The 11703-nt window shown below is 58.9% G+C and carries 13 protein-coding genes; 3 read left to right on the top strand and 10 right to left on the bottom strand.

Annotation, left to right across the window (positions count from 1 at the left end; translation table 11 throughout):
* Positions 1–55: 55 nt before the first annotated feature.
* The gene (locus R3X27_RS23410) at positions 56–187 is read left to right on the top strand and encodes a hypothetical protein (protein ID WP_317711330.1); all 132 of its coding nucleotides are present in this window, start codon (positions 56–58) and stop codon (positions 185–187) included.
* Between the two features lie 156 nt (positions 188–343).
* On the opposite strand, the gene R3X27_RS23405 is transcribed toward R3X27_RS23410, so the two are convergent.
* Positions 344–2215 carry an inositol monophosphatase family protein gene (locus R3X27_RS23405; protein WP_317711329.1) on the bottom strand — a complete coding sequence of 624 codons (1872 nt, stop codon included), beginning with the start codon at positions 2213–2215 and terminating at the stop codon, positions 344–346.
* A 36-nt stretch (positions 2216–2251) separates the two neighbouring features.
* On the opposite strand from R3X27_RS23405, the gene R3X27_RS23400 reads away from it, so the two are divergent.
* Positions 2252–2929 (top strand): hypothetical protein, encoded by a 678-nt coding sequence (locus tag R3X27_RS23400; RefSeq protein ID WP_317711328.1) that lies wholly within the window; start codon positions 2252–2254, stop codon positions 2927–2929.
* A gap of 21 nt (positions 2930–2950) precedes the next feature.
* On the opposite strand, the gene R3X27_RS23395 is transcribed toward R3X27_RS23400, so the two are convergent.
* The 9 genes from R3X27_RS23395 to R3X27_RS23355 all read right to left on the bottom strand — a co-directional run bounded on the left by R3X27_RS23395 (position 2951) and on the right by R3X27_RS23355 (position 10228).
* The gene (locus R3X27_RS23395; protein ID WP_317711327.1) at positions 2951–3517 is read right to left on the bottom strand and encodes a hypothetical protein; all 567 of its coding nucleotides are present in this window, start codon (positions 3515–3517) and stop codon (positions 2951–2953) included.
* Entirely contained in the window at positions 3514–3807 is a 294-nt protein-coding gene (locus tag R3X27_RS23390) for a hypothetical protein (protein WP_317711326.1), read from the bottom strand. The genes R3X27_RS23395 and R3X27_RS23390 overlap by 4 nt, the downstream gene beginning before the upstream one ends.
* Positions 3804–4712: a helix-turn-helix transcriptional regulator gene (locus R3X27_RS23385; protein WP_317711325.1), complete on the bottom strand. Its 909-nt coding sequence runs from the start codon at positions 4710–4712 to the stop codon at positions 3804–3806. The genes R3X27_RS23390 and R3X27_RS23385 overlap by 4 nt, the downstream gene beginning before the upstream one ends.
* A 245-nt stretch (positions 4713–4957) precedes the next feature.
* Positions 4958–5530 carry a terminase small subunit gene (locus R3X27_RS23380; protein ID WP_317711324.1) on the bottom strand — a complete coding sequence of 191 codons (573 nt, stop codon included), beginning with the start codon at positions 5528–5530 and terminating at the stop codon, positions 4958–4960.
* Positions 5531–6042: 512 nt separating this feature from the next.
* A complete protein-coding gene (locus R3X27_RS23375; RefSeq protein ID WP_317711323.1) occupies positions 6043–7668 on the bottom strand; it encodes a YfjI family protein in 1626 nt (541 codons plus the stop codon).
* A complete protein-coding gene (locus R3X27_RS23370; protein ID WP_317711322.1) occupies positions 7665–7928 on the bottom strand; it encodes a hypothetical protein in 264 nt (87 codons plus the stop codon). Before R3X27_RS23370 ends, R3X27_RS23375 begins: the two co-directional genes overlap by 4 nt.
* On the bottom strand, positions 7928–8194 hold the full coding sequence (locus tag R3X27_RS23365) for a helix-turn-helix transcriptional regulator (protein ID WP_317711321.1): 267 nt from the start codon (positions 8192–8194) through the stop codon (positions 7928–7930). The genes R3X27_RS23370 and R3X27_RS23365 overlap by 1 nt, the downstream gene beginning before the upstream one ends.
* Positions 8195–8301: 107 nt before the next feature.
* Positions 8302–9042: a hypothetical protein gene (locus R3X27_RS23360; protein ID WP_317711320.1), complete on the bottom strand. Its 741-nt coding sequence runs from the start codon at positions 9040–9042 to the stop codon at positions 8302–8304.
* Positions 9032–10228 (bottom strand): tyrosine-type recombinase/integrase, encoded by a 1197-nt coding sequence (locus R3X27_RS23355; RefSeq protein WP_317711319.1) that lies wholly within the window; start codon positions 10226–10228, stop codon positions 9032–9034. The genes R3X27_RS23360 and R3X27_RS23355 overlap by 11 nt, the downstream gene beginning before the upstream one ends.
* 229 nt (positions 10229–10457) lie before the next feature.
* On the opposite strand from R3X27_RS23355, the gene R3X27_RS23350 reads away from it, so the two are divergent.
* Positions 10458–11633, top strand: a complete 1176-nt coding sequence (locus R3X27_RS23350) for a DUF6538 domain-containing protein (protein ID WP_317711318.1) — start codon at positions 10458–10460, stop codon at positions 11631–11633.
* Positions 11634–11703: the final 70 nt, after the last annotated feature.

Genomic DNA, 11703 nt, shown 5'->3' with positions numbered 1-11703 from the left:
GGCGAACAATCTTGCCACGGCGCCGTTGGCGCAACCCGATGTAGGAACTCCTCGAATGCCCAAGACCGACTTTGAGAAACTCGTCGAGATTTGCGCAACTTGGGCGGAACGGCTTCGCCCAGAGGTTTGGCCCATCGATGTGCCGGTCACCGAAGCCAAATCAGTTGACCCAGGCGCTTCCGCCTGAGATGTCAAATCAGACGCTCAGCAACCCAGCCGGATCTTGTCCGCGCACCCCTGAACGTTGTCCGCGTAGCGTTGGAATGGCTGGATGTGGCGCCCAAGTTGGCTACCGCCCAAGTCAAGAAATAGCGCCAACGCTCGAAGGGGATTTCAAACACTCTCAGGTTTCCATCGCATTGAGGAGAGCTTCGGCGAGATCGAGAGCATCATCGGGCCAGAAGTCCTTTGGGCGCGGGTGACAAACTTCTCGCGCGTCCACAGCCCGGCAGGAGAGTACCGAGTGCCTCCAGCGCAGGGGCACTGATTGGCGCCCTTGTGCCGCGCCCAGAAGGGCCCCGGCAATTGCCGCGTTCGTATCAGTGTCCCCACCCGCCGCTACGGTGTCGACAAGTGCATCTTCGAAGTTCTGTCGGCGGTGAAGTCGATGAAAGGCGTTCGCCAATGCGATGAGCACATGGCCCTGATCCCAACCGTCGCAGCGCTCGGGAGGGGCATCCATCGAACGCAGAATGGTCTTGCGGACAGTCGCCGCACCTTCGCCATGCCCCGCCATTGCCACGGCAACCGATATCATGGCGCCTGAATCCGCTCCGGCCACACCTGCCGATATTGCCGCAGCGAAGGCCGAAGACGCGGCGATACAGACCGAGTTTGGGTGCGTCAGGCCCGCATCTTTTGCAGCGAATTGCGCCGCATCGTCCGGCCGTCCGGCAGCAAATACCCCTATGGGGCTCACGCGCATAAGAGCGCCGTTCGACTCGCTATCAGTCCTTGGCTGACCGCGGCCACCAAGTGCGGCGAGACCCGCTGCCGTCGTGCTTCCAATGTCAAATGGAGCGCTCTCGCCCCAGGCGATGTAGGCCCGCCCGATCGCATTGATATCGAAGTTTGTCTCCGTCACGAGACAGCGCGCAAGCGCCAACGCCATCTCGCTGTCATCAGTGGGCTGGCCAGCGAGAGTGTTCCAATGACCGCCATCAACGAGGTCACGCACACCGTCGGGATAGCGCGACCGTATTTTTTTTGCGGTCTGAAACTCGACAGCCGATCCCAGCGCGTCGCCCGCAAGCTGGCCCAGAAGTGTCCCCTGCGCACCGGAAAGCATCAACGCGGATGGAGTACGTCGCGCGGGCTGGGCGGGATGGCGTGGTTCACGCTTTGTGGGTGCGTCCAATTCGCGCCGTACGAGTTCGGCCACCGTGCCAGGCCGACCGCCAATGCAGCCTCGGAAGCGCATGTGAGGTCCGTGCTTGATCGACTTGCCATCAAGCTGAAGAAGCTCGCCTCCCACTCCACGCAAGATCGCGTGACCGCCGGCGATATCATAGGGGTCGAGTCCGGAGGTCAGGCTTACGCCAGCATCGACATCGCCGGCCGCGGCCAGCGCGAGCCTATATGCGATGCTCGGGACTGCAAGAAACCGGGCCGGGGATATCCGGGCGTGGTTGGCGCGTGCAAAATCGCCCGCCTGGTCGTTGTAGGCGATCACCCGGCTTGCTCCCAGGTCGCCGTGGTCTGGCCGAGCGAGTGGCCAAAGGTTCCAGCTATCGGCACCCGGTTTGAGCGCGAAGGGTGGAGCCTCGGCGATCGGATGCAGGATTTCGCCATTGCGTGTGGGGGGCAGGTTTTCGGCCCATGCGAAGAAATCTCCGTGGTCGTCGGGCGCGGTCGGTGCATAGACCACACCGAGGACCGGCATGCCGTCACGGACCAGCGCTACGGAAATGGCGGAGCCACGAAGGCCCTTGAGAAACGCACGGGTGCCGTCCTGCGGATCGACCACCCAGCTGTCGGGTCCCACCGCCGGTTCTCGCGGCAGTTCTTCGTCGTGCCAACCGCATTGGTAAAGCGCCAGAAGTCGTCCTTTCAGAAGACGTGCGATCTCCCGGTCGATCAACGCCTCGCCGTGCCGACCTCGCGGGCCGCAGGGGCGGTAAAACTCCGACCGCAGGAGTACGCCCATCTGGAGCACCGCATCGGCTACCGGGGCAAGTAGTTCAGCAGGAACGGGAAGATCTGTGCGGGGTTTCATGTCGGTCTCCATTGGATAGTATACAGGAAAGATTGCATGGGAATGCCCGACGCGGGCACTTTGTCGGAATTTTCCGCGGGGGAGGACGATCGCAAGATGCAGCGCTATGTCGGCTTTTACTGGACGCTTCCGGTCCCGTTTGCAGACTTCACCTCATTGCCGGAGAATGTTGCGGAGGCAGCCGCATCGAGCCGAACCGTACGCTACCAACGCGAGCGTGTGTGGCGCTGGGTCAAAGAGGAAAATGCCGAACTCGTCGCCGAGCGCGCTATTCTTGAACTTGCGCCGGACAGGGGCACTGCGGTTGGAGCCGCATCCGTTGACTCGGCCATCAAGGCCGCGCGCAAAGTGGGTGCCGACCTGGTCCTTGTAGATTTCGCGCAAGGCTTCGGCTGGCGCCGACATCCTGCGCTTTGGGAGTATCTCGATGCTGTGGCCATTTCTTACATGGCCCTTTCGCCTGATCCGGTGATGATCGACGGGAAACCTTTCGACCCGGTCGCGCATTTCCGCACTTGGGAAGGCGCCTGGACCGCATTCCGCGCTACGAAGCCGGAACGCAAGGAGGCGATCCGCAGTGCAATCGGAACGCTTCCCATCGAAGAGATGACCTTTGCCGATGTTGCTGATCATCTGAACGAGGCCGGAGTGAAGCCGCTTCAGGCTAAGACCTGGAACAAGGAGCTGGTTCGCAAGTTCATGAAATACGCGTGATTCAACATTGACTGCGAGAGGTCAGAAGTTCCGAATGCCGGAACCCATGCCGCCCAAGAAGGCGATATCGCGCCCGTAGCGCAATCCTGATGCCTTGCACGCCGCGCGAAGCGTGCGCTCGATGTCAGCCACCCCAATATTGGAGCTGATCCACCAACCAGAAGAAGTCTCAAGAGTTGGCAGATCAGGTCGCCCCAGATAGATCGCCTTACAGTCCTTGGCGACGAAAGCGCGCTTGCGCGATCGCATTGCCGCTAATCGCTCGACAGTTGCAGGATCGAGCGCAACCAGCGTGTCGATCACCTTGGCGAGCATCTCGCCGAGCGTTCCGGCATGGAAAGTTTCACCAAGCATGACGTGGGCATATTTTTCGCCGCTGTCGCGGCTGCGCCGAGGTTGGGCCGCTACGGATCGCACGGTTTGTCCTAGCCCTGGAAACGTGGCTGCAACTGAACTTGCGATACGGGCAAGCCGTGCGACCACAGCATCAAGCGTTTCCCCGTCGTCATTGCGCTGAGCCCAGAGGAGGGCGACCGTTGCCTCGCGAAGCTTGACAGTAATCAAAGGAGGGGTAGCTGGCGCGTTCATTTTGAGTCCCTCCCTAGCCGCAAGGTGCGGCGCTGATCTCTTGGGTTCGAGTGATACGCCGTCACGACGGTGTCTTCAGCGACGACGACTTTGGTGCCTCGAAGCCGCTCGACACGTTGAATGCGGCGTTTGAGACGACGGATCTCGTTTGTGACGTCCTTGTCCGTTAGGATGAAAGCATTCGAAGTGACCGCGCTTGCGACTTCCAACACGAGCGAGAGATCGTCGTCGCGGAGGCCGCGTTGGCGCATTCGCGCCTCGGCGTGCCGGGAAAGAGTGAGGGAAGTCATGCGCCTTCTCCCGGAACTTTGCCTTCAAGCGGCGCGGCCAAATCATCAAGCGACGTTTCCCATGCCCGCTTCAGGGGGCGCTCGCCGATTGCCGGTAGGATCTTGTTGGCTATCCATGCAGTTCGTTCCGCGGGGTTGTCCCTGGCTTCCTTAGGCATATCGAGACACTCAACCTTGCTTGCCACTGGAGGCTCCTCGCTGGCGCCGCCCAATGCCAACTTTTCCAACCAACCTCTGAACAACGTCCAGCGTGGCAAATGTGGTCCATATTGCGCCGTGAGATCGTCGGACGGAATTCCTTCCGACCGAAGGGTTCGAGCGTTTTCGCGCAAGAACTCGACGAAGGGATTTTCATTGCCCACCCCTTCCAACTCTCCGAAGATGTCCCGCATACGAATCGATCGCTCTTCAGCGTCACATGCGGTGTAGTAGTCTTGATCGTTGATCACCGTCGGCCAATGGGTTGGAAGCGTTTCGAAAGCTGCTTCAAAGGCTTCGTCCGACGCTTCCAGACGCCGCCGGCGTTCAGCCAGACTCATTTCTGCGACGAGTGTGAACAACCACGGTGTGGCGTCGACCAGGTCGTGAAAAGTTACCCCATAGTGGTGCGCTACTATCCGATAGTTTCGGGACACTTCTTCGTTGAGTCGAACCTTCTGAGTTGTGAACCCGCTTCTTTTCCAATCGACGTCGCTGAGATCGCTGAGTTGTTTGCCGAGGAGGTCTGGCGCTACATCGAGCGCATTCGCGAGGCGCTCGACGGTATGCCGGTTGGGCTTCTTGGTCTTTCCGCTTTCGATGCGATTGATCTGCCGCTGGCTGACCGTGCTGCGTTTGGCAAGTACCTCTTGAGAGAGATCTTGATTATTTCGAAGCAACTTTAAGGTTGTGGGATTAATGGTCATTGTAGCCTCCTGAACTTCATGAGGCGATTATGGCATCGTTATTTGATGTCGTATATCGACACATAAGCGCCATATGTCTCATACAATTGATGCCATTTAGTCCGATTTCGGAGGTATGTGTCCCATTATGTTATCAAATACCGGAGACCTACTCTCTTTTGACGGCGTATGGATGTTTTGTGGCCCCATGCGGTGCCATCGGGTTCCCATAAACCCGGCCCAAAGCGATTTGATACTTTGGCCCTTCATCGCTGAAGTTCGCAATCTTGCTGCGTTGCGATCGGCATGGACTCGGCGTTGCCACAGATGGCGCGCGCAATTGCTGAAAAAGCGTCAGACAGACTGTCAGTTGGGTTTCCCGGCTCTGCGAACCATCCTTGCATCTTCGCGATGTCGACAAGCGCGGCGCGTTTGTCCGAGAGCTTGATCCTGTGGACGTATTCGACCTCTGGCGGCTCGCCTCTCGCTGTCGGCAGGGTCTTTGTCACGACCTCGACCGATGCGATGGCTCCGGCTGGGTCGTCTTCCAAATCGTGGAGCGGAACGAGTTGTCCGGTCGGTGAGAACAACTTTCGAATGTCAAGGAAACCGATTTTAGCGAGTTCCTCCAGAGCCCGCTCTCTCGTGATATCGGCCTGCTCAGCGGCCTTTTCCTGCCGCTTTGCTATGGCCCGGCTGATGTCAACATTTGTCAACAAACGCTGACCTTGGGATCGAGCCGTCTTCGCGCTGTATCCCGCCTCGACAGCAGCCTTGGTCGCATTCCCACTGACGAGGTAGCCATTTACGAATGCTTTCTGGCGCTGGTTCAGTGGCATTGGGTCTCTCCCTTTCTAGCGGCCGTTTCATGTACCGCAGGTGAGGGCCAAGCCGTCGAGCGGCTTGTGCCGATCTTCGTATGGCTGGGAGAATTCACTGTTCGACCCAGTCCGAGCGCTTGCCGCACCAGACCTTCCCCTTCGGTCCGTGCCGGTCCCAATCGGACATGTTGCGCCATTCGTCGATTGAAACGACACGACCAGTCCAGGTCGTCTCCCTTCCGGTGACCGGCGGCTTTTCCAGGTGATTGTCAGGAGCCGAGATCCGTGTGGTGCGATCAGTGGTGCCGGGCGACAGCGGGGAAGTATTCGCGTTGGTTCGGGCAGCCGAACCGGGCGGATCATAATCCCCACTCTGTGAGGGAGTGCTACATGCTACACGTGCTACATGTGCCACATCGCGAGGGCTCACTTTTGTGTTTGTAGCATCTGTAGCACGTGTAGCACGTGTAGCACCGTAACTGGCCTCCGCCCGGCGCCGCTCCAGGAAAGCATGGGCGTCAAACTTCATCCTACGACCTCACGATTCGATAGGCCTCTTGCCGGCGTGCGCCGCGCACCTCCGTCCCCGGAGGCAACTGCACAAGCCAGCCGTGCTCGACGAGGATCTTGATGGCGTCTTTCGCTGCGGGGCTCTCCCGCAGGCCACGCGCAGGAGCACGCTGCAGGATTTCGCGGAAGGTGATATCGGTATTGGACCAGCTAGCCATGAGCCACTCTCGAAGGCTTTCGGCCTTCTTGATTCCGACGGAAGTCTCAGCGGATTCTGCCAGCCTGCTGGCTTCGTTCAAGTAGAACTGGCTGAGCATGATCGCATCGGCCATCGTGTCACCGGTCACCTCGGGCGCGTTGAGGTCACGCCAAGCCGTCAGCACACCGGCGATCCGAGCTGCCTGCTCCGCAGCCTTGCTAGCATAGCCCGTAATATGTGCAAAGGCGCCTTCCTGGGCTTGCGCCTCCTCTACGCGATCCGAGTATTCCGCAAGAAGTGCGCGCGCATCGCGTGACAGGCGGAGCAGACGCGGTTCCAATTCCCGTGCCTCCGGGTCCATGGGAAGAGGCGTGTCGAGGATGTCGCGCAAACGGGCAGAGAATTCGTCAAGGGATGCCGAGTCTGTTCGAACGTGTTTCTGAAGACGCGTCCCAATCGTGCTGGCTGGCTCGCAAATCAGAAAGCGAGGCAGGAAACCGGTATCAGTGGTCAAGGGATCGGTCATGAATGCACGGGCGACAGCGGGCTGGACCATCAAGTGCATCGAAAGCCGGCGAGCAAAGAGGGTCACCGAGCCATCACCTGCGCGCGTGCGGCGAATGGCATTGCCCTGCCACAGGTCATTGAAAGCCGCGAGGGACTTTTGCCGATTGTCCTTGCTCATTGCGTGGCCGCCAAGAAACTGACCGCCCTCGTCGGAGAAGATACCCAACGCCGGCATTCCTTCGATGTACTTCCGCGTCAGGCCCTCGAAGGTCGGCTCGGAGACGGTCCGCTCCGGAGATGGCGGCGCCACCGGCTCCTTACCGAGCGCTGCCAGGTCGACCTTCGCATCGTTCTTGTCGCCATTTTTGTCTTCCAAGAGGATCTTGTCGCGTTTGCCCTTCCAGAGCGCATGTGCGTCGCCCGCGGCGGCGTTGTCGTTGCGCCACGCCTTGGCCTGTTGCCGTTCAAACAAACGCAGTGCCTCCATGAGGGGGGCGTCGCAGGACGACTTCCTTTCTCCCGACTTGGCGATAGTCAGGACATACAGAGATGTGGGTTTGGTGCCATTCAGTGTTTCGACATCCACGAGCCCCTGCACCGCCAACGCTGCGATGGACAAGGCGGAGGCGGCGGGAATGGCAACGGGAGCCAAGGTCATGCCCTGAATGGCCACGACGGCGGACCGGAGCGGCCCCAAGGCATCAATCGGATACTCCTCGCCAGTGGGTACCTCGCGCACCAGCAGCCGTGGTCCTTCAGTTCTCGATGGAAAAGGCGAGACCGTGTTTCCTGACGCCTCCGACGCTCGGATGGGCTCGAAGTCTCCTTCGAACTCGTCGCTGTACGCATCGAGCGGCGGCGACGGCGGACCGTATCGATCACGGTACTGGATTGTTACGGTGGGGTCAGGCTGCTTGCGATGTGGCATTTGCTCGGTCATTGTCCGTGCCCCCAGTCAAGGAAGGCCCGTTGGATCTCCGGCGGCATGGCGAGAAAACAATGATAACCGTAAGCCTTAAGTTCCTCGATGCTGGCGTTGGACGCCCACCAGCGGGCGTCGTCGACGACATCCAGGAAGGGAACCGGCGGATAACCGGCGCCACCGAGAGCTTCAAGAGCCAGGGAGCGAGCGTAGTCGCGGGGCAGTGACTGGAGCGCAAAAAAGGATATCTGCCCGCGGTCGAATGTCGTGATAGGCATTACTGACCCCGCTCGGTTGCGGCGCGCTCGATGACCGCCTTGATGTCCGACTGCTTCCAGCGAGACATCCCGCCGATTTTCAGCGGCTTGGGGATCGTGCCATCAGCGACCCGGCGCCAGAACGTCGCCTTTGAGCAGTTCAGCATTGTTGCGCATTCACCGTCCCGCAGCAGAGGATCAGTGTTGAGAGCGGCCGGTTTACCAATAACCTCATACTTCGGTCCGGTTCCGACCATCGCGTGGCCGCCTGCGAAGTTCTTATTCATGCTCAGCCTTTCGGTTTTCCTGTACCGAGCGCAATCATTTGCGCTTGACTGAGATTATCTTTCGCTAGGGAGCATACTGCATGTGGGATAAGTCCGGAACTTATCCCTCACGCCTGACGCACGCTCAAAATTTCTTCCAGATCCTCGCGAGCGGAACGAATCTCCAATTCATCTAGATTCGCTTCATCCGCGTTTTTCGACGCCTCTAAGCGAGCTTTGCGGCCTCGTACTCTCGCTGCCACGTCAAACTCAGATCTGATGTTCTTGTAGCTGGTGCCAACCATCAAATCCTTCACGCGTCCGTAGGGCGTTTTTCGTCCGCAAACGGTAAGGCTTTCGGCCACGGCATCGCATGCGCTTGTCTGGCCGCCTTCATCATTCCGTGTTGTCGTCAGGCCGAATTCATGATGGGCTGTCTGAACGAGACAAAAGATGAAGTACTGTTCTGCCCAGTTCCGTTTCCGGGGCCGGTTACGCACTTTGGGCCGTTCCTGTGATCCGCTGAGAATTTTACCGGCGAAGTCAGCAAAGGGGGACGACAGATTGGCACCTGCCAGAAGGGACTTCGCGCAGATCGAACTACAGAGATCGAAGAGCTCTGGTTCTGATTTTGCAAGTTCAATCAGCTCGCGAGCAATCTCGTCTTCAACGTAGATGAATGGCCGTCCCTTCGAGCACAATATACTGCGGACCGTTCCGCTTTTGAGCCCAACGGATATGCCCATGACGTACTCCGCAAAACTGCATTGCGAGATTTGAAGCTGGCCGTCCTTGACCATGGATTCAATTTGGTCGCAAAGCCACAACGTCGCGGCGCGATAATCTGAAATGGAGGATTCAGAGGTCATTGGCTAACCTCACAGTTTTACCATTCGCTCCGTTCACATGGATGGCCCAGCGTTCCAGCAACACGCGCCGTTGCTCCAGATAGTCGGTCCGGCGGTATGCCCGCTCGACTGATCCGCCGACAACGTGCCCGAGCATAGTCTCGGCGACCTCATGCGCTGCGTCCGTGTCCTCTGCCAACCACGTCCGAAGGGATGAACGAAAGCCGTGAGGTCGCTCGGTCAAGCCGCGTCGTTCCATGAGCCGGCTCATGGTGGCGTCAGAGATCACGCCCTTGCGAGCGCTCGGGAACAGGAAACCCTCGCGCGCATGCGGCAGCGCCAACCCGATCACGCGTAGTGCCTCGCCCGAGAGCGGAACGCGGAAGTCCGAAACGGCACCCAGACGTCCTTTCATCAGTTCCGCCGGAACTGTCAGCACATTGCCGTCGATTTGGTCTTCTCGAAGAAATCGGATTGGTGCGGATCGAAGCCCTGTCAGGATCAGCAGGCGCAGGGCAAGATGGGTGATGGTGGGGTCTTCAAGGCTCGCATAGAAGTCTGGCACCGCTCGCCAATCCATCGCCGGGATGTTTTGCGCGGTGTGGCGGCTCCGGCCCAGCAGCGCTTTTGCTTTCTCCATCGCCTGAAGGTCAACGTCGAGGCCCAGCGCCGCGGCGTGTTTCAGGCAGATACCAAGTCGGTTGAGCGCCTTGCGCGCGGTATCGGCCTTTGTGTGCCAGATGGGTTTCAGCGTGTCGCGAATGTCCACCTGGTCGATCTGTGAAACGGGAACGCCTCCGAGCTTCGGTAGGACATGCAGTTCCAGCGGTGAAAACCACCGCCCGGCCTTTCCGTCTCCCTTGAGTTCTGCTTTCCGCGCTTCGAACGCATCAGTCGCGATATCCCGGAGTAGGTGCATGTTCCGCGCGGCCACGCGAGCTTGGCGTTGCCTCTCCTTGATCGGATCAACACCCCGTCGCGCCATGCCCCGCCATTTCTCGGCGTCCGCCCGAGCTTCCTTGAGCGACACCTCCTGAGCGGACCCCAGTCCCATTTCCCGGCGCCGCCCGTGAACCGTGACCCTAAGGAACCATTGCGCGCCGCCATCAGAGCGCTTGTGCAGCCAGAGTCCGCCACCATCGGCGAATTTCCCAGCGGGCGCTTGCCTGACCTTTGCCGCGCTCAGCCTGTTCAATGCTCGGGTCATCTCACCCACCCCTGTATCCACCCACATCATATGGTATGGAATGGGTTCTGGTGAAGTGAAATGACAAGGCTAGACAAAATAAGTGGCTGATATTTCAAGGTGTGCTGAAACCTATGAGAGCGCCTGATACCACAAGATATGGGATTTCAATGCCGCCCCCGGGCACCACTCCCTTTAGCAAGCCTTTGTTTCCCTTCAGTTTTCGCCAATGCGAGCTGGAGCGTAGACCATGCTAGAGACCAAAACTGCCGCCTTCACATTTGTGAAGCAAGGGATCTTCTATTTCTCACGTCGTGTCCCGAGCGACCTTTCCCACCACTATGACACCGACAGGATCAGCTACTCGCTGAGGACCAAGTCGGCTGTCGTAGCCAACACCAGGGCAACGAGAGCGGCGCTGCAACTCGATGAACACTGGTATCACCTCCGTGTTCAGGATGTTGACCTTCCCGGAAAGCACCGCCTGCGTTGTCAGAGCCAATCCACTTTGAGTCTATCAACACTTCCGGCGGGGGCTAAGCAAAACACAGTCACCCTCTCCGAAGCTGTCGGCATCTACCTGCGCCTCAAAGGAAGTGGTCGCCCCGTCACCTTCCACCGTGCGGCTGAACGGTCCTGTGGCTATGTGATCGACATCTGTGGCGATAAGGACATCACCGCCTACACCAAGAAGGACGCCAACGCCTTTCGCGACAACTTGATCGAGCGGAAGCTTGCAGGCAGCAGCATCACGCGGATCTTCGGAACTATTCGCTCTATCATCAACTTCGCGGCAAGCGAGACTGGCATCGACATGAACAACCCATTCGGGAAGGTGTATTTCGACCGCAAGGCAGGCGTCGAGGAAAGAGCGCCGCTACCGCTGGACACCATCCGCAAGCTTCAGAGCGAATGCCGTAACCTCGATGATGAACTACGATGGCTGGTGGCTTTGGTCGCGGACACTGGAATGCGCCTTGCCGAGGCCGCAGGTTTGCTGAGAGACGATTTAAAACTTGATGATCCTGTTCCGCATTTGGTCGTGCAGGAACATTCATGGCGACGCCTCAAGACCGCGAGCAGCAGCCGCAAGGTTCCGTTGGTCGGATCGGCTCTATGGGCAGCAAAGCGGGTCTTGCAGACGGAGACCGGAAGCAAATTCGCCTTCCCTCGCTATAACAAGACTGAAACCACAAATGCGAACTCAGCCAGCGCAGCGCTGAACAAATGGATCAAGCAATACGGGCCAGAAAGCTGCACCATGCATAGTTTCCGTCACTCGATGCGGGACAGACTGCGGGCAGTTGAGTGCCCAGCTGACATCGTGGACCAGATTGGTGGCTGGCAGACGGAGGGCGTCGGACAGAGCTACGGCTCAGGTTACCCACTGGAAATACTAAGCAAATGGCTGAAAACGGCAGCATAACTCTAGCATGGTCTACGCTCCAGCTCGCATTGGCGAAAACTGAAGGGAAACAAAGGCTTGCTAAAGGGAG

It is taken from the genome of Tropicimonas sp. TH_r6 (assembly GCF_033101155.1).
Lineage (GTDB): Bacteria > Pseudomonadota > Alphaproteobacteria > Rhodobacterales > Rhodobacteraceae > Tropicimonas.
The sequence above is the reverse complement of the archived record's forward strand: the minus strand, read 5'-3'. Positions and strand labels throughout refer to the sequence as shown.